Source organism: Lentzea tibetensis (assembly GCF_007845675.1).
GTDB lineage: Bacteria > Actinomycetota > Actinomycetes > Mycobacteriales > Pseudonocardiaceae > Lentzea > Lentzea tibetensis.
Map to the genome: position 1 here is coordinate 189,530 of NZ_VOBR01000001.1, position 18,803 is coordinate 208,332.

Below are 18,803 nucleotides of genomic sequence, written 5' to 3' on the forward strand. Positions count from 1 at the left end.
GGTCACCTTTCAGGCGCCGGGCGGGCTGACGTAGCCGGAGATGAGCACGTTGCGGCTGCCCGCGCGGGCGGTCGCCGGGTTGATCGTCCTGAGCGTCACGCGCTCACCGGTGCTGTTGCCGTCGACCGTCGTGATGGTGCCGTTGCCGTTGACCGCGACGACCACCGAGACGTGCCCGCCGGTACCGGAGCCGGGCGCGCCGTACACCGCCCAGTCGCCGACCGCCGGGTTGCCCACCCCGGACGAACGCGGCTTGAACAGCCCGCGCTGCTGGCCCCACGTGCCGAGCGAGGTCGCGACCCACTGGCCGCGCGGAACACCCTTGATGCCGGCCGCTTCCCACGTCCAGGTCGCGAACATGGCGCACCAGTCGTACTTGACGCACGGGCCGTACTTCTCGCACTGCGGCTTGCCGACGCCGACCTCGCCGCGGGCGATGTTGCCGATGTGCGTGCGCAGCGACGTGGAGCCGCCGAGCAGGAACGTCGAGACGTCCGCCTTGCGGTCGCCGTTGAAGTCGCCGATGCGCGGCGTCTCGTTGTTGGCGGCGAAGAAGTCGTGCCACTTGACCGACGTGCCGGTGAACCTCGCGCCGTCCGACAGCGCCACGAACACGTCCGCCGCACCGCCGCGGGTGAACGTCGCGATGTCCGCCTTGCCGTCACCGTTGAAGTCGCCGACCTCGGGGACCTCGGCGCCCATCGCGAACCAGTCGTGCCACTTCTGCGTGGTGCCGATGAACTTCGAGCCGTCCGACAGCGCCACGTACACGTCGGCGTCGTCGCCGCGGGTGAAGGTGACGATGTCGTCCTTGCCGTCACCGTTGAAGTCACCGATGTCGAGGATCTCGCCGCCGATGCCGAACCAGTCGTGCCACTTCTGCGACGTGCCGACGAAGCCGGAACCGGTCGACAGCGCGACGTACACGTCACCGGTGTTGCCGCGGGTGGCGGTGGCGATGTCGTCCTTGCCGTCGCCGTTGAAGTCACCGACCAGCGGCACCTCGCCGCCGATCGCGAACCAGTCGTGCCACTTCCAGCCGTCCTGGACGAACTTCCCACCGTCCGAAAGGGACACGTACACGTCGCCCGCGGTGCCGCGGGTGAACGTCACGACGTCGTCCTTGCCGTCACCGTTGAAGTCACCGACCAGCGGGGTCTCGGCTCCCACCGCGAAGTGGTTGTGCCAGACGGCGCTCTGCCCGAACCCTCCGCCACCGGACAGCGCGACGTAGGTCTTCCCCGCGTCACCTCGGGTGAACGTGACGACGTCGTCCTTGCCGTCACCGTTGAAGTCGCCGGTCTGGACGACCTCGTTGTCGAGCCCGAACCAGTCGTGCCACTTCCAGGAGTTCTGGACGAACTTCGTGCCGTCCGAGAGCGACACGTACACGTCGCCGGTCGCGTCGGCGGCTCTCGCCGGGGACGCGGTGGCCACGGTCAGCGCGGCGAGGCCGCCCACCGCGACCGCGAGCAGTTTCTTCCTGAGCATTGGTCTTCCCCCTCTTGCGTGATTCACAGAACTGCGGGAGCCGGGATCTCGCCCTCGTAGGCGAACCAGTCGTGCCACTTCTGCGACGTGCCGGTGAAACCGGAACCGGTCGAGGTGGCCACGTAGACGTCCGCGGCCGGGCCGCGGGTGAAGGTGATGATGTCGTCCTTGCCGTCACCGTTGAAGTCGCCGACACCGGGCACCTCGCCGCCCATCGCGAACCAGTCGTGCCACTTCACGGTGGTGCCGGTGAACTTCCCGCCGTCGGACAAGGCCACGTAGACGTCCGCGGTGTCGCCGCGGGTGAACGTCACGATGTCGTCCTTGCCATCACCGTTGAAGTCCCCGATCGCCGGGATCTCGGAGCTGGCGGCGAACCAGTCGTGCCACTTCAACGAGGTGCCGCTGAAGCTCGACCCCGTCGAGAGCGCGACGTACACGTCGGCGGTGGCGCCGCGGGTGAAGGTGGCGATGTCGTCCTTGCCGTCACCGTTGAAGTCACCGATCGCGGGGATCTCCGCGCCGGCGGCGAAGAAGTCGTGCCACTTCAACGAGGTGCCGCTGAAGCTCGACCCCGTCGAGAGCGCGACGTACACGTCGGCGGCGTCGCCCCGAGTGAACACGGCGATGTCGTCCTTGTTGTCGCCGTTGAAGTCGCCGACGGCCGGGATCTCCGAGCCCATCGCGAACCAGTCGTGCCACTTGACCGACGTGCCCGAGAAGCCGGACCCGGTCGACAGCGCCACGAACACGTCCGCGGTGGTGCCCCGGGTGAACGTCGCGACGTCCGCCTTGCCGTCACCGTTGAAGTCACCGGTCAGCGGGATCTCACTGCCCGCGGCGAACCAGTCGTGCCACTTCTGCGACGTGCCGCTGAAGCCGGACCCGGTGGAGGCGGCCACGTACGCGTCCGCGGTGCTGCCACGGGTGAACGTCGCGATGTCTTCCTTGCCGTCACCGGTGAAGTCGGTGTTGCCACTGCTGATGATCAGCTCGGCAGGCCCCGACGGCGGCGGGCCGCCGCTGTCGAAGCGGTAGAGGTTGTGGTCCTTCATCAGCTTGACGACTTTTTCGCCGTAGCTGCCGTCGGTCGCGTAGACCTTGCCGATCTCGCGGGCGAACCGGTCCGGGTCGTTGCGGTACGGCAGCGCGTGCGCGTACGACGGGCTCGACGTGAGCAGCCTGCCGTGGTCGCGGAACGAGTCGCGCACGTTCGCGAACACGCGGAAGTACGCGGTCACCGTGTGGCAGCCGGGCGTGCACTCCTGCGTCTGGTACGCGCGGCACCGGATGGCGATCGGACCGGGCCGGTCGGCCGCGGCGCACTTCAGGCCGTGCTGGTTGTTGTCCTCACGGGCGAGTTTGCTCTCGCCCGAACGGGACTCGAGGATCGCCTGGGCGATGCTGACGGACGCGGGCACGGTGAACTCGGCCTTCTCGGCCTGCGCGTGCCCCGCGACGGAGTTGATGTAGCCGGGTGTGTCCGCGTGCGCGGCACCCGCCGACGCGAACATGATCGACAGCGCGGCCGCGAGGCCCGCTGCCAGTGCTCTAGCGGTCATGGTGAGAACGCTAGGGGCGGGTTCTCAAGGAATTCTGCGAACGCCCTGCGAGCGGCAGCTCAGCGGCACCGGCCGATGTCCCGCGCCTGCCCGCCGGGCGCGGGCGCCCGCCCGGCGGAGAACCACAGGCCATCGGGAAAGAGGCACAACGGCAGGCGGGATGCACGGAAGAAGAGACCAGGCCGGCCACGGACCGGCAACCACGGACTCAGCGCGACCAGAACAACGAAAGACGACCACCGGACCGGACCACGGTGCCAAGCCACCCAAAATCTCGGTACGAGTGACGCCGACGGAGGAGGCATCACTCGTGGTCCGGGCGAAGCCCGGCAACCCCGCGGCGACCAGCCCCACCCAACCCTGTTTACGAAACTGTCGCGTATCGTAAATCACAGCGACCGGAGCCCGTTCAGCCGGGATGATCGGAGGCCATGAGGGCGATCATGGTTTCAATGGCGGTGGTGGTGGCGACAGCCGCCCCCGCGGCCGCAAGCGCCGGCGGCGACCCGCTGGTGCTCGACGTGGACATCACCCCGGCTTGCGGGAAACCCGCGCCGGGCCGGGTGAGCATCTACCACCCGACAGGCCTGTCGACGCAGGTGGAGTGGCGCGTCCGGTTAGGCGGCGAAACGAAGACGGGCACGGTGTCGATGGACCGGTCCGTGGCGAGAGCGGAGTTCACGCTCCCCGTGGGAACCGGCGAGGTGCTGGTCGACGCGCGCAGGCCGGGCGGCGCGTTCGGCCCGGTGTGGCGCGAGGACGTGCCGCCGACGTGCGACCCGGTGAACGTCGTGTCCGTCGGCGACTCGGTGGTGTGGAACCAGGGCGTCGAGCCGGACAAGAAGTTCCCGCGGCTCACCGCGAAGCTGCTCGGCGAGCAGACCGGTCGCGGCTACACCCACCGGGACTACTCGATCTCCGGCGCCGTGCTCGACGCGCCGGAACTGCCGAAGGGCAACGACGACAGGCGCTGCCTGGACGAGGCGTACCTCCAGGACCCGGACCAAGACGGCGAGATGGAGCTCGGCGAGGTCACCGCGCAGATGCCGGACGTGTTCTGCCAGCTCGAACGAGCGGGCGCCGCGGGTCAGGACATCGACCTGGTGATCCTCAATGGCTGCATCAACGACATGGACCCGCTGCTGGGCATCCCGTTCGGCATCACGCCCGGCACCGAGGACGTGCCGAACGCCGTGCGACGTGAGTGCGGCGGTGTCGGCGCGGCCGCGACGAACCCGGCCGAGGACGTGCCGTACTTCAGCGGCGCGAAGGTCGGGTACGGCGGCCGCGGGATCAAGGCGGCCATCGAGAAAGCGCATTCCCTGCCGGGCCACCCGAAGGTGCTCGTCGCGGACTTCTACTACGCGCTGAGCCGGGCGAGCGGCAAGCCGCCGACGAGCTACTGCACCGACCGCGGGTTCACCGCGGCGGTCGCGCAGGAGTGCGTGCAGCGCATCGGCCGGGCGCCGCTGCGCTACGAGCAGTTCACCCGGTACTCGGCGGCGGAGTACCGGCGCGCGGTCGACGAGGCCAACGCGGCGTCGGGCACGCCGTACGCGGTCGCGGGCGACGGGCTGTTCACCGTGGACAACGCGGCGTTCGCCAGCAACCCGCAGGTGTGGCAGTTCCCCACCGAGGACCCGATCTCGGTGCTGCGACGCCACGCCTGCCCGGAGTTCAGCCCCACCCCGCCGCAGTGCCTGACCGCCGCGCTCGCGCACCCCAACACCGCGGGCTCGCGCCGGTACGCGGAGAGCTTCCTGCTCAACCCGAGACTGCGCGGCTGGTTCGGCCTGCCGGGCGACGACGTGCCGCTCACGACGACGAGGGACGGCGACACGCTGCACCTGACGGCCAAGCCGGGCAGCACGTTCCGCTGGTTCTTCGGCGACGGCACGATGCGCGTCACCGACGAGCCGACGACCTCCCACGTCTACACCGACGCCGGTCCGCACATCCCGCGCGTGATCGTCGACGACCGCACGCTCCAGGAGGGAAATCCGACAGTCATCGGATGACCTGACAACGCCAGAAGCGTAGAGAACCCCAGCGGCGCTGCCACGGCAGCGTCGCTTTTCCTTTGACACAAACAGTTTTCGCGCTTCTGGAGTAGTTCTGACGACCTCCGTTGATTCCGGAACGAACCGGTGCTCTACTCCCATACATCCAATGTTTGCGAGTAGACGGGAGTCCGAACATGAGGGCCCACCCCGGCGTGATCGCGCTGTTGCTGGCAGGCGCGCTCTGCTCTCCCACCGGCGCCGCGGCGCAGGCCGCCCCCTCCGAGGTCATCGCGATCTCGCCGGGTGACAGCGACGAGCAGATACTCGAGAAGGCGGGCAACGTCGTCCCGTCCGAGCGGCAGCAGACGTGGCAGCGCATGGAGCTGACCTCGTTCCACCACTTCGGTCCGAACACCTTCACCGGCCGCGAGTGGGGCACCGGCACCGAGGACCCGGACGTCTTCAACCCCGCCCAGCTCGACACCGACCAGTGGATGCGCACGCTGCGCGACACCGGCTTCAAGCAGGCCATCCTCACCGTCAAGCACCACGACGGCTTCCTCCTGTACCCCACCCGCTACAGCAACCACTCGGTCAAGGAGAGCGAGTGGCAGAACGGTGACGGCAACGTTGTCAGGTCCTTTGTGGACTCGGCGAAGAAGTACGGCCTGAAGGTCGGCTTCTACCTCTCGCCCGCCGACCTGCACGAGGCGCAGCCGGGCGGCCGGTTCGGCAACGGGAGCCGGTCCGTCGACACCGTCATCCCGGAACCCGGCCTGGACGGCACCCGGCCGGACGGACCGAGGTTCAACGTCCGCGCCAACGACTACAACCGCTTCTACCTCAACACCCTCTACGAGCTGCTCACCGAGTACGGCACGATCGACGAGGTGTGGTGGGACGGCGCGGACGCCGTCGGCGGAGGCAAGGAGAGCTTCGTGTACGCGGACTGGATCCGCATGGTCCGCACGCTCCAGCCGGACGCGGTGATCTTCCAGGACGGCGGCCCCGACGTGCGCTGGGTCGGCAACGAGAGCGGCTACGGCCGGGTCACCGAGCACAGCGTGCTGCCGTTCAACGGCCCCGCGGACCCCGACCGCCTCGTCAAGCCGGACGACAACGGCGCGGGCGACCTCGGCAGCAACGGCCTGCTGACGCAACGGAACTCCAACGGAACGCCGCGCTGGGACTACGTGAAGTGGCTGCCTGCCGAGTGCGACACGCACCTCGGGCCCGGCTGGTTCTGGCACCAGAACCAGCAGCCGAACTCGCTGAGCTGGCTGCAGGACGTCTACTTCGGCTCGGTCGGCCGAAACTGCCAGCTGCTGCTCAACATCGCACCGGACAACACCGGCCGGCTCCCCGGTGACGACGTCGACCGGCTGCACGAGTTCGCCCGGTGGCGCTCCGACGTCTTCGGCGCCGACCACGCCAGGGGCGCACGCGCGACCAACGACAGCGGCACCACCAACACACCGGGCAACACGCCCGCGAAGGCCGTGGACGGTGACGCGAGCACGTCGTGGCAGCCGACCGGCAAGACGGGGTCGCTGGTCGTCGACTTCGGCGCGGCCAGGAAGGTCAGCGTGATCGGAGTCCAGGAGAACCTCGGTGTCGGCCAGCGGGTCACCTCCTTCGCCGTCGACTCCTGGAACGGGTCCGGCTGGCAGCAGGTGAGCACCGGCACCACCATCGGCCACAAGCGCCTGCTGGAGCTCACGAGGCCCGTCACCACGGACAAGCTGCGCCTGCGCGTCACCGGCGCGCGCGGACGCCCCGCCATCGCCACGGTCTCCGCGCACCAGGACGGTCAGCCGAGCAACCTCGCGCTCGGCAAACCGGCGAGGCAGTCGACGACCCACCACCTCGGCGCCGCCGCCGGCCGTGCCGTGGACGGCAACACCGACGGCAGCTTCTGGGGCAACTCGGTGACCCACACGTCCGACACCGAACCCGATCCCCGGCCGTGGTGGCAGGTCGACCTCGGTTCGTCGCAGCAGATCGGCACGGTCACCGTGCACAACCGCACGGACTGCTGCGGCGACCGGCTCTCCGACTACTGGGTCTTCGTGTCCGACCGGCCGTTCGACACCACCAAGTCCCCTGAGCAGCAGGCGGGAACGCCCGGTGTCTGGAGCACCCACCAGACCAGCCAGGCGGGGAGCCCGACCAGGCTCCCCGTCGGCCGGAACGGCAGGTACGTGATGGTGCAGCAGTCGGGAGCGGTGGTGCTGTCGCTCGCCGAGGTCGAGGTGTTCGCTACCCAATAGCCCGCAGCCGGACGTTGCGGAACGCCACCTCGTCGCGGTCGCCGTGGTTCTGGATGCCGATGTGCCCGGACACGAGCGACCGCGCGGGGTCGGTGTTGGTGAAGTCGTTCACCCTGACCCCGTTGAGGAACACCTGCAGCCGTTCGCCCTGGACGAGCAGCTCGAAGGTGTTCCACTCCCCCGGCGGGTTCAGCGCCCGGTCGCGCGCGGCGACGTCGGCGGACTTGAACCCGTACACCGCACCCGTTGTGCGGTCAGGGGAATCGGTCGCGTCGATCTGCACCTCGTAGCCGTTGTCCACCGCCGACCACGGGTCGGTGCTCGCCGGGAAACCGAGGAACACACCGGAGTTCGAGTCGCCGCGCATCTTCCAGTCGAGCTTCAGCGAGTACGACCTCAGCTCGGTCTGGTGCCAGAACAACCCCATGCCACCGAACGACGTCAGCGTCGAGTCGGCGTTGCGGAACCCGCCCGGCCCGGCCTGCGCCCAGCCCGCCGTCGACCCGTCGTAGAGCGCGCGGTAGCCGTTCTCCGGACGGCAGTCGGCGTCGACCAGCCCCGCGGCGTAACGGATCCCGCCGAGCAGCATGGTGCGGAACTCCGGCTCGGCGTACGACTCGCGGGTGTGGCCGTTGCCGGTGTAGAACGACCGGCCGCCCGAGTACGTCTTGCACCAGGTGTGCGGGTGGTCGCCCATGTCGCCACCCGAGTACGACGATTCGTCCAAAGTGGCCAGCACACGAGCGGTGGCACGCGGGTTCGTGCCGTAGTTGTACCACTCGTCCACGCGCGACCACGTCTTGCCGAGGTGCGCGGTCGCCGGGTGCCCCCGGTTCTCGACCTTGATCGTGGCGCGCTGGATCGGCGGGTGCCCGCTGAAGTACGCGCCGACCAGGTTGCCGTAGAACGGCCAGTCGTACTCGGTGTCCGCCGCCGCGTGCACGCCGGCATACCCACCACCGCTGCGGATGTAGGCCTCGAACGCGCCCTGCTGCGTCGGGTTCAGCACGTCGCCCGTGGTGTTGAGGAACACGACGGCCTCGTACTTCGCCAGGTTCGCCGCGGTGAACGCGGCCGCGTCCTCGGTCGCGGTGACGGAGAAGCCGTTCGCCTGGCCGAGCTCGCGGATCGCCTGCACCCCGGTCTCGATCGAGTCGTGCCGGAAGCCCGCCGTCTTGGAGAACACCAGGACGTCGGCCGCGGCGCTCGTCTCGTTGCCCTCGAAGGTGAACGAGTCGACGTCGAACAGCGCGCCCCCATCACCCGAGAAGGTCAGGTAGAGGGTGCCGCTCGCGTTGCTGGAAAGGCCGGTGGACACGTCGACGAAGTCTTCCCAGCCGCCGGTCACCGGGACGTCGACCTCGCCGAGCACGGCTCCGGTCGGCGAACCGGTGCGCACCTGCAGCTTGCCGCCCGAACCACCGGACGACACGCGCGCCTTGAAGTCCGTCGCGCCGGACAGCGCGTACGGCGTGAACGAGATCCAGTCGCCGTTGTGGATGTCGCCGACGGTCTTCCCGCCTTCGGCCTCGCCCTTGTTGTACAGCTGGACGCCGGACGAGTTGTTGTAGTGCTCGGCCTGACGGTGCCTCGGCTGGCCGATGTGCTTGACGTGGGTGGTCAGCGGCGGCTGGCCGTTGGCGCCCTTGTCGGTGTACTCGGCGTCGAACACCGCGAAGATGTTCGCCGCGGTGTCGTGCTCACCGTCGACGGGCACGGTGATCGAGCCGGTGCACCCGTTGCGCGAGGTGATCGGGTGGCCGTGGCTGTCGTGCCCGAGCACGTAGGTCAGCTTGACCTTCGAGCAGTCGACCGCGCCGTCCTCCGGGTCGCTGACGGAGATCTCGAACGGGACGGTGTCGCCGAACTCGAAGAGTCTGCCGTCACCCGGTGTCCGCAACGTCACCGTCGGAGCCGTGTTGCCGACCGTGACCACGACGTTCGTGCTGCCGGTCAGCCCGGTCGGGTCGGTGACGGTGAGCGTCACGATCCGCTGTCCGTTGGCGGTGAACGTCTTCGTGGGGTTCGCGGCCGTGGACGAGGTGCCGTCGCCGAAGTCCCACTTGTAGCTCAGCGCGCCGCCGTCGGGGTCGGACGAGCCGGCCGAGGAGAAGCGCACGGTCAGCGGTGCCTTGCCGGACGTCTTGTCCGCGGTGGCGCGGGCGGTGGGCGCCTTCCCCGAACCGGGGCGGTACTCGATGCGGTACAGCGCGGAGTTCTCGTCACCGCCGAAGCTGCCGGTACCGTAGTCCAGCACGTACAGCGCGCCGTCCGGGCCGAAGGCGGTGTCGATGATCTGCGTGCCGCGCCACGGGAACTGGGAGATCTGGCCCGCCGAGCCGTTGGCGTTCACGTCGATCATGCGCAGCCAGCGCCTGCCGTACTCGGCGGCGAAGTAGTGCCCGTCCACGTCCTTCGGGAACTTGATCGACGAGTTCAGGTTCTCGTCGTAGCGGTAGAGCGCGCCGCCCATCGGCGACTCGGAGCCGCAGCCGAACTCGGGCACCGAGCAGCCGTCGTACTTGATCCACGACGACTTCGCGCCGGGCAGCGTCGACAGCCCGGTGTTGCGGAAGGAGTTGTTGGTCGGGCCACCGCAGTTGTACCGGGAGCCGGACGGCCCGTTCGGGAAGGTGTACTCGACGTACGCCTCGTCCTGGGTGTTGGTGCCGACGCAGTACGGCCAGCCGAAGTTGCCGGGACCGGTGATGCGGTTGAACTCCACCATCCCCGACGGGCCGCGGTCGGGGTCGGGCCCGCCCGCGTCCGGTCCGTACTCGCCGAGGTAGACCACGCCGGTCGGCTTGTCGACCATGAACCGGAACGGGTTGCGGAAGCCCATCCCGTAGATCTCCGGGCGGGTCCTGGCGGTGCCCTGCGGGAACAGGTTGCCCGCCGGGATGGAGTAGCTGCCGTTGGCGTTCACCTTGATGCGCAACAGCTTCCCACGCAGGTCGTTCGTGTTGGCCGAGCTGCGCTGGGCGTCGAACGCGGGGTTGCGGTTGGTGCGCTCGTCGAGCGGCGCGTAGCCGCCGGACTCGAACGGGTTGGAGTCGTCGCCGGTGGACAGGTACAGGTTGCCCTGCGCGTCGAAGTCGATGTCGCCGCCGACGTGACAGCACATGCCGCGGTCGGCCGGCACGTCGAGCACCCGCACCTCGCTGCCCATGTCGATGGTGAAGTCCTGGCGCAACGTGAAGCGCGACAGCCGGTTGACGCCCTTCCACGCGGAGAAGTCCGTGCCCTCCCTCGGTGCTTCACCATCCGGTGTGGACAGTGGTGGCGCGAAGTAGATGAAGATGTGCCGGTTGGACGAGAAACCGGGGTCGACGCCGATGCCCTGCACGCCTTCCTCGTCGTGCCGGTACACCGGCAGGGTGCCGATGACCCTGGTGTTGCCGTTCGCGTCGGTCCGGCGCACCTCTCCGCTCCGCGCGGTGTGCAGCGCGGAGCGGTCCGGTAGCAGCGCGAGCGACATGGGCTCGCCCATCTCGGGCTCACCCCTGGCCAGCTCGACCTGCTGGAAGTCGGCCGGGTTCACCCCGTGCGCGGAAGCCGCTGGCACGGGCACGAGCGTCGCGGCGACCAGCAGCGCGGCGCACATCGCAGTTCTCATGGCGACTTGCCTCCTCAACCGTGCGGTTCAGGCGGCGGCGGGGGATTTCAGAACTTCGTGACGGCTTCCCGCAGGAAGGCCAGTCCGTCGACGGCCAGCGCGTCCTGGCTCCTCGCGAGCGGACGCCAGATCGACGCGGCGGTCGCGATGGTCTTGTTGTCGGGGGTGAACGACTCGATGCACAGCGGGCCGCGATAGCCCGTGTCCGCGAGCGCCGAGAGCATGCCCGGCCAGTCCAGGTGGTCGTCGCCGGGCGTGCCGCGGTCGTTGGCGCACACCTGGACGTGTGCGATGTGCCGTCCGGCGGCCCTGATCGCGGCCACGGGATCGGACTCCTCGATGTTCAGGTGGTAGGTGTCCAGCGCGATGCCGCAGCCGGGCAGCTCACCGAGTGCTTCGAGGCACTGCTGGACCGTGTTGACCAGGCTCGTCTCGTAGCGGTTGAGCGGTTCGACGGCGACCTGGATCCCTTGTTCGGCCGCGTACTCGCCGACCGGTGCGAGGTTGGTCCGCAGCTCCTCGTACAGCGGGCCGGGGTCGGCGAGCCAGGTCCGTCCGACCGACGAGTAGGCAGGCCCGGCGATCACCTCGCTGCCCACGGCTTTCGCGACGTCCACGCAGTGCCTCAGGTAGTCCTGGGTCTCGGTGATCGTGGCCCGGTCCGCGGCGACCAGCTCGCGTCCGGGCGGCATCACCAGGCACACGGTCGCGCCGAGGCCCAGTTCGCGCAGCAGCGCTGAGGCGCGGCCGGGGTCCCAGTCACCTGGCTGCTCCACCGGCAGCTCGATGACGTCGAAACCCCAGCCGCGCACGCGCGGAGCCAGCTCCGCCAGCCAGTGGTCGGTCAACGGGGACCGCCACACCCAGGTGCTGACTCCGATGGACCACATCAGTCGGCCCGCATCAGCTCGTGCCGCCCCAGTTCTGCGGATAGCCGGGCATGTCCTTGCAGCCGCAGAGCGCGTAGTGCAGCGGCGGCATGCCGGGCAGCAGGTACTGGTCGATGTTGTCGGAGGTGATCGTCGGCTGCGGCAGCTTCCACTGCTTCGGAACCTCCTGGCCTGCCAGGATCTTCAGCCCGGCGATGACCGGGGTGCGCCACTGGTAGGTCGGGTAGGTCGCGGAGAACGCCGTGAGCTTGGCGTCCTTCCACTTGCGCAGGTAGTCCTGCTGGTCCTCACCGGTGATCGGCGGCACCGGCTGGCCCGCGTCCTCGAACGCCTCGATGGCCGCCACGCTCGTCGCGCCCGCGTCCATCCACACGCCGTCGAGCTTGCCGTGCCGCTGCAGGTAGTCGCTGACGATGCTCTTGGTCTTGGCCGGGTCGCCGTCGGTGAACTCGACGCCGACGACGTTCAGCTTGCTCTTGTCGAACGCCAGCTTCGCCGCGGCCCACCGGTTCTCCAGCACGTCCACGCCCGGCAGGATGCGCAGGGCGAGCACCTTGCCTCCCTCCTTGACCTTGCCGGTGATGAACTCGGCCGCGTCGGCGCCGAAGGCGTAGCCACCGATCGGGTTGATGAAGGTGACCGGGCAGTCGGTGCGCACGCCGCGGTCGAACACGACGACCGGCACGCCGGTCTTGCACGCCTGCTCGACGGCAGGCGACAGCGTGGCCGTGGTGTTCGGCGAGACGATCAGCACGCTGCAGCCCTGCGAGCCGAGCTCGGCCATGTCGGAGATCTGCTTGTCGTCCTTGGCCTCCGCGTCGAGCGCGGTGAACTTGGCGATCTCCGGATGCAGCTTCACCTCGGCCTGCATGGTCTTCCAGCCGACCTGCCGCCACGGGTTGTCGACCGAGGCGTTGGAGAAGCAGAAGTTGTACGGGCCGTCCTTCTTGTACTTGGCCGTGTCCACCATCTGCGGCTCGATCGCCTGCTCCCACGGCTTGTCCGCGGGGCCGACCGGTTGCTTGCTCCTCATGGCCAGCTGACGGTCGTACTCGGCCTGGTCGAAGAACTCCGAGGGGCTCTCGGCTTTCGTCGACCCACCTCCCACCTGTGCGGTCGGCTGGTCACTTGAGCACGCTGTGATGAGCGCGACCGCGGCGAATGCCGCGACCAGGCCTCGGATGTTCATCCGTCCTCCTTGACGTGAACGCGACGGCGGCGATGATGATCAAGCCCTGCACGGCGTACTCCAGCGCACCGGAGACGCCGAGCAGGTTGAGCAACGTGAACAACGACTCCACGGTGAGCGCGCCGGCCATCGCGCCGACGACGCTGCCGCGTCCCCCGCCGAGCGCTACGCCGCCGAGCACGACGGCCGTGATCGCCGCGAACTCCATTCCCCTGCCGACCTGGGCCGACACTCCCCCGAACCCGCCGAGCAGCACCGCCGCCACGGCTGCCGACAGTCCGGAGAGGATGAACGCGGTCGTCCGCACCCACGACACCCGGACCCCGGCGAGCGCCGCCGCTCTCGCGTTGTCGCCGGTGGCCATGAGGGTGCGGCCGAAGTCGGACCGCATGAGCAGCACCGCGCCGACGCCGAGCAGCAGCAGGATCACCACCGACCACGGGATCTGGCCGACGACGTTGTTGCGGCCGAACATCCGGAACTCGTCCGACAGCGCACCGCGCGGTGCGCCGTCGGTCCACAGGAACACCGCGCCCTCGAGTATCAGCAGCATGCCGAGCGTCGCGATGAACGACGGGACGCCGAACCGGGTGGTGATGGTCCCGTTGACCAGGCCGGTGAGCGCGCCGATCACCAGGAGCAGCACGATCACCCACCAGGTCGCGTCGGCGTCGCCGTTGATCAGCCGTGCGGCGATCACCACCTCGGCCGTGATCAGCGAGCCGACGCTCAGGTCGAACTCGCCGGACGCGATCACGAAGTACTGCCCGGCCGCGAGCAACGCCAGTGGCGCGGCGCGTTTGAGGAACGCCAGGAACACCGGCGGGTCGACGAAGTTCGGGTTGACGAAGGCGATCGCGATGAGCAGCACCGCGAGCACGCCGAGCACGGGGACGAGCGACCGGTTCACCGCGGCCTCCTCGTGCGCACCGCGTACACGGCGACCGCCACGATGATCACGGTGCCGCGCACGACGTTCTTGAAGAACGGGTCGACCTCCAGCGCGTTGAACACGCTGTCCAGCACGGCGAGCAGCAGGACACCGCTGATCGTGCCGACCACTCCCCCCTTGCCGCCGGCGAGCGCGGTGCCGCCGAGGACGGCCGCCGCGATGGACTCCAGGTCGTAGCCGCCGTCGGTGCCGACGGTCGGCGTGCCCGCGCCGAGCCTGCTCGCCAGGAACAGCCCGGCCACCCCGGCGCACACCGCGCACAACACGTGAGCGGTGACCACGACCGGCGCGGTGCGGATGCCGGAGAGCCTCGCCACCTCGACGTCCCCGCCCACGGCGTAGATGCGGTAGCCGAGCTTGGTGCGGGTGAGCACGAACCACGCCACCAGCGCCACGGCGCCCATCAGCAGCGCGGCCACCGGGATCGGCCCGATCCGGTCGTAGCCGATCCGCTGGAACCCCTGGGCGACCTGGCCGGCGGGCCCGTCGTACTGGTCGTCGATCACGCCGCGCAGCAGCAACGCCATGCCGAGCGTCGCGATGAAGGCGTTGACCCGCAACAGGCTCACGACGAGTCCGTTGACCAGGCCCACCACGACGCAGACGCCGAGCACGGCGAGCACCGCGGGCAGCACCATGCCCTCCTGGCCCGCCATCGTCTCGGCGGCGACCAGCGAGCACAGGCTGATCAGGTACGCGACGGACAGGTCGAGCGAGCCGACGAGCAGCACGATCGTCTGGCCCACCGCGACGATGCCGAGCGCGGCGCTGCGGTGCAGGATGCCGGTGATGCTGGGCTGCGACAACAGGTTCCCGCCGTCGACGGCCACGATGACGGCACCGATCACCAGCACCAGTGCCAACGCGAGGTGGACACCGCCGCCGGACGGCAACCTGACCCGTGCGGCGATCGCCGTCATGGCGCGGCCTCCTCGTGGACGGCGGCGTGCATGATCGCCTCCTCGGTCGAGTCACCCGGCAGGTCGGCCACGATCCGGTGGTCGCGCATCACCAGGATCCGGTCGGCCATGCCGATCAGCTCCTGCAGTTCGGAGGAGATCATCAGGATGGCCACGCCCTGCGCCGACAGCGCCCTGATCAGCGTGTAGATCGCGAACTTGGCGCCGACGTCGATGCCCCTGGTCGGCTCGTCGAAGATCAGCACGCGGGGTCGCACGGCCAGCCACTTGGCCAGCACGACCTTCTGCTGGTTGCCGCCGGACAGGAAGCGCACCTCACGACTGGCGCTGTCCGGTCCACCGGTCAGTTCCACGGAGGTGAGCAGCTCGGACACCGAGACGCCCGCGGACCGGTGCAGCGCGTGCGCGACCAGCAAAGCGTTGTGCCGCACCTGTTGCCGCAACGCGAGTCCCTCGGACTTGCGGTCCTCGGTGACGTAGCCGAGCCCGGCCTTGATCGCGCGGCGGGGTGAGGTGATCCGCGTTCTGCGCCCGTCCACCCTGATCTCCCCGGTGGTGAACGGCTCGACGCCGAACAGCGCGCGGGCGAGCGACGTGCGGCCGGAGCCTTGGAGCCCGGCGACGCCGACGATCTCACCGGCGTGCAGCCGGAGGTCGACGTCGCGCAGCCTGCGGTGGCCCGCGCCGCTCGCCTCGAGGAGCACGTCGCCGATGTCGGACTCCCTCGGCGGGAAGAACGACTCCAGGTCGCGGCCGACCATCAGCCGCACCAGGCCGGGGATGTCGATGGCCTCGGTGTCCGTTGTGGACACCAGGCGGCCGTCCTTGAGCACGGTGACCCGCTGGGCCAGGTCGAAGACCTCGCGCAGGCGGTGCGAGACGTACAGGACGCCGATGCCGCGCGCCTGGAGCCGGTGGATCAGCTTGTAGAGCAGCTCGACCTCGTGGTCGGCGAGCGACGCCGTCGGTTCGTCCATGACGACCACGCGGGCGTCCACGACCAGCGCCTTGGCGATCTCCACGACCTGTTGCTGCGCGACGGAGAGCTGGCGGACGAGCCTGCGCGAGGTGAAGGACCTCTCGCCGAGCTCCTCGAGCAGCCGGGTCGTCTCGGTCTCCATCTTGCGCCGGTCGATGACGCCGAAGCGGGACGGTTCGCGGCCGAGGAAGACGTTCTCGGCGACCGTGCGCTCGCCGAGCAGCGTGAGCTCCTGATAGATGATCGCGACGCCGGCCACCTGCGCCTGGCTGGGGTGCGAGAACCGCACCTGTTCGCCGCCCAGCTCGATCTCGCCCGAGTCGGGTTCGTGCACCCCGGCGAGGATCTTCATCAGCGTGGACTTGCCCGCGCCGTTCTCGCCGACCAGCGCGTGCACCTCACCCGGTCGCAGGTCGAGGTCGACGCCGGACAGCACCTCGTTGCCGAAGAAGCTCTTCGACACGTTCCTCATGGCGAGCAGCGGCGCGGCCATGGAACGCAACGATGGTCCGACGATCTGCTCACGTCAAGCAGAACTTCTGCACGATCCGCCAAAAGTCGCAATCGAGTGATAACACTTTTGTCCAAGACCGACAGAAGTTACGTTGTGGGGCATGTCTGGACCATCGACGCACGCCAGGCTGTTGCGCCTGCTCCGCGACCGGGGCCCGCAGTCGAGAGCGGAGCTCGGCGACCTGGTTGAGCTGTCCAGGACCAGGATCGGCGCGGAGCTCGACAGGTTGACCGAGCTGGGACTCATCGAGGAGGCCGGGCTCGCCGAGTCGCGCGGCGGCCGCAGGCCCGCCGTCGTGCGGATCAACTCCGGCCTGCGCTTCGCCGGGGTGAACGTCGGCGCCACCAGCGTGGACGTCGCGGTCACGGACGGCGAGCTGCACGTGCTGGAGCACATCGCCGAGGAGATCGACGTCCGCGAGGGCCCGGACCACGTGCTCGGCCGCGTCACCTACCTGATCGGCAAGCTGCGCGACCAGGGTCACCTGCCGCAGCTGCACGGACTCGGCATCGGGCTGCCCGGCCCGGTCAGCTTCCGCGACGGCGTGCCGTACGCGCCGCCGATCATGCCCGGCTGGGACCAGTTCCCGGTGCGGGACAACCTCACCAGGGAGCTCGGCTGCCCGGTGCTGGTGGACAACGACGTGAACGTCATGGCGCTCGGCGAGCAGCACGTCGGCGTCGCGCGCACGTCCGAGGACTTCCTGTTCGTCAAGATCGGCACCGGCGTCGGCTGCGGGATCGTCGTCAACGGCGAGGTCTACCGCGGTGCCAACGGTTCCGCAGGCGACATCGGGCACATCCAGGTCGAGGAGGACGGTCCCGCGTGCGGGTGCGGCAACCTCGGCTGCCTCGAAGCCCTGTTCTCCGGAGCAGCGCTGGCCCGTGCCGCCCTGGCGGTGGCATCGTCGGGTGAGTCGCCGTTCCTGGCCGTGCGGCTGCAGGAACGCGGAATCCTGGCCGCGACCGACGTCGCCGACGCGCTGGCCGCCGGTGATCCCGTCGCGGGCCGGTTGGTGCGCGAGGGCGGGAGACGGGTCGGGCTCGTGCTGGCCGGGCTGGTCAGCTTCTTCAACCCGGACCTGATCGTCATCGGCGGCGGCGTCGCGCGCATCGGGCACGTGCTGCTCGCCGAGATCCGCAGCGCGGTGTACCGGCGCTCGCTTCCCCTGGCCACCAACAACCTGCCGCTCGTCGTGTCCGAACTGGGTGAGACGTCCGGCGTCATCGGTGCCGCCCGGATGATCAGCGACCTGGTGTACCGGTGAAGCCCGCGCTGGGCGTGGGCATGGTCGGGTACGCCTTCATGGGCCGGGCGCACTCGCAGGCGTGGCGGACCGTGGGCAACTTCTTCGACCTACCCATGCGCGTAGACATGGCCGCCGTGTGCGGACGGGACACCGCGGGCGTCACGCGCGCCGCCGAGAAGCTCGGCTGGCGCACGCACGAGACGTCGTGGCGCGCGTTGATCGAACGCGACGACGTGGACGTCGTGGACATCTGCACGCCGGGCTCGAGCCACGCCGAGATCGCCATCGCCGCACTCGACGCGGGCAAGCACGTGCTGTGCGAGAAGCCGCTGGCGAACACCATCGACGAGGCGCAGGCCATGGTCGAGGCCGCCGCGCGGGCGTCCGCGCGTGGTGTGCGGGCGATGGTCGGTTTCAACTACCGCCGCCTGCCCGCGACCGTGCTGGCGCACGACCTGATCGCGCAGGGCAGGCTGGGCACGATCCGCCACGTGCGCGCCGTGTACCTGCAGGACTGGATCGTCGACCCCGAGTTCCCACTGGTGTGGCGGTTGCGGCAGGAGATGGCGGGCTCCGGCGCACTCGGCGACATCGGCGCGCACATCGTCGACCTGGCCCAGTACCTGACCGGCCTGCGAGTCCGCGCGGTGAGCGCGTTGACGGACACGTTCGTCCACGAAAGACCGTTGCCGGACAACGGTTCGCGCGGCGCGGTGACCGTCGACGACACAGCGTTGTTCATCGCGCGACTGGACGGCGGCGCGGTGGCGAGCTTCGAGGCGACCAGGTTCGCGACCGGCCGCAAGAACGCACTGCGCATCGAGATCAACGGCTCCCGCGGCTCACTCGCGTTCGACCTGGAGCGCCTGAACGAGCTGGAGTTCTTCGACGCCGCGGATCCCACGTCCTCGCAAGGTTTTCGCCGAATCCTGGTGACCGAGCCCGAGCACCCGTACGTCTCGGCGTGGTGGCCGCCAGGTCACCTAATCGGCTACGAACACAGCTTCACCCACGAGGTGCGCGACCTCCTGCTGGACATCGCGCACGGCACCGACCCCGTCCCCGGCTTCGCAGACGGCTTCGGCGTCCAGCTGGCACTGGACGCCGTGGCACGCAGCGCGGCCTGCGGCGAATGGGTGTCCGTAGACGTTTCCTCGCCCGTGTAAGG

General features: G+C 69.4%; 12 protein-coding genes. 4 read left to right on the plus strand and 8 right to left on the minus strand.

The window, feature by feature from the left end:
* Positions 1-9: 9 nt before the first annotated feature.
* Positions 10-1,491 (minus strand): FG-GAP-like repeat-containing protein, encoded by a 1,482-nt coding sequence (locus FKR81_RS00835; protein ID WP_146348929.1) that lies wholly within the window; start codon positions 1,489-1,491, stop codon positions 10-12.
* Between the two features lie 23 nt (positions 1,492-1,514).
* Complete coding sequence (locus FKR81_RS00840; protein WP_186762675.1) at positions 1,515-3,053, minus strand: FG-GAP-like repeat-containing protein; 1,539 nt, start codon at positions 3,051-3,053, stop codon at positions 1,515-1,517.
* Positions 3,054-3,505: 452 nt separating this feature from the next.
* Here FKR81_RS00840 and FKR81_RS00845 point away from each other — a divergent pair, with 452 nt between their 5' ends.
* Positions 3,506-5,071, plus strand: coding sequence for a PKD domain-containing protein (locus tag FKR81_RS00845; protein ID WP_146348930.1), 1,566 nt, complete (start codon positions 3,506-3,508; stop codon positions 5,069-5,071).
* 179 nt (positions 5,072-5,250) lie between these two features.
* Complete coding sequence (locus FKR81_RS00850) at positions 5,251-7,326, plus strand: alpha-L-fucosidase (RefSeq protein WP_146348931.1); 2,076 nt, start codon at positions 5,251-5,253, stop codon at positions 7,324-7,326.
* Here the strand turns inward: FKR81_RS00850 and FKR81_RS00855 are convergent.
* Genes FKR81_RS00855 through FKR81_RS00880 form a run of 6 tightly spaced genes read right to left on the minus strand, consistent with a single transcriptional unit; the run spans position 7,316 to position 16,365 of the window.
* On the minus strand, positions 7,316-10,942 hold the full coding sequence (locus FKR81_RS00855) for a ThuA domain-containing protein (protein ID WP_146348932.1): 3,627 nt from the start codon (positions 10,940-10,942) through the stop codon (positions 7,316-7,318). The genes FKR81_RS00850 and FKR81_RS00855 overlap by 11 nt on opposite strands.
* A 47-nt stretch (positions 10,943-10,989) precedes the next feature.
* Positions 10,990-11,832 carry a sugar phosphate isomerase/epimerase family protein gene (locus FKR81_RS00860; protein ID WP_146348933.1) on the minus strand — a complete coding sequence of 281 codons (843 nt, stop codon included), beginning with the start codon at positions 11,830-11,832 and terminating at the stop codon, positions 10,990-10,992.
* A gap of 13 nt (positions 11,833-11,845) precedes the next feature.
* Positions 11,846-13,021, minus strand: coding sequence for an ABC transporter substrate-binding protein (locus tag FKR81_RS00865; protein ID WP_146348934.1), 1,176 nt, complete (start codon positions 13,019-13,021; stop codon positions 11,846-11,848).
* Positions 12,957-13,931, minus strand: a complete 975-nt coding sequence (locus FKR81_RS00870; RefSeq protein ID WP_146348935.1) for an ABC transporter permease — start codon at positions 13,929-13,931, stop codon at positions 12,957-12,959. The genes FKR81_RS00865 and FKR81_RS00870 overlap by 65 nt, the downstream gene beginning before the upstream one ends.
* Positions 13,928-14,893, minus strand: a complete 966-nt coding sequence (locus FKR81_RS00875) for an ABC transporter permease (protein WP_146348936.1) — start codon at positions 14,891-14,893, stop codon at positions 13,928-13,930. Before FKR81_RS00875 ends, FKR81_RS00870 begins: the two co-directional genes overlap by 4 nt.
* Positions 14,890-16,365 (minus strand): sugar ABC transporter ATP-binding protein, encoded by a 1,476-nt coding sequence (locus FKR81_RS00880; protein ID WP_146348937.1) that lies wholly within the window; start codon positions 16,363-16,365, stop codon positions 14,890-14,892. Before FKR81_RS00880 ends, FKR81_RS00875 begins: the two co-directional genes overlap by 4 nt.
* A gap of 121 nt (positions 16,366-16,486) precedes the next feature.
* On the opposite strand from FKR81_RS00880, the gene FKR81_RS00885 reads away from it, so the two are divergent.
* Both FKR81_RS00885 and FKR81_RS00890 read left to right on the plus strand, forming a co-directional pair.
* Entirely contained in the window at positions 16,487-17,653 is a 1,167-nt protein-coding gene (locus FKR81_RS00885; RefSeq protein ID WP_146348938.1) for an ROK family protein, read from the plus strand.
* Positions 17,654-17,673: 20 nt separating this feature from the next.
* On the plus strand, positions 17,674-18,801 hold the full coding sequence (locus FKR81_RS00890; RefSeq protein WP_146349167.1) for a Gfo/Idh/MocA family protein: 1,128 nt from the start codon (positions 17,674-17,676) through the stop codon (positions 18,799-18,801).
* Positions 18,802-18,803: the final 2 nt, after the last annotated feature.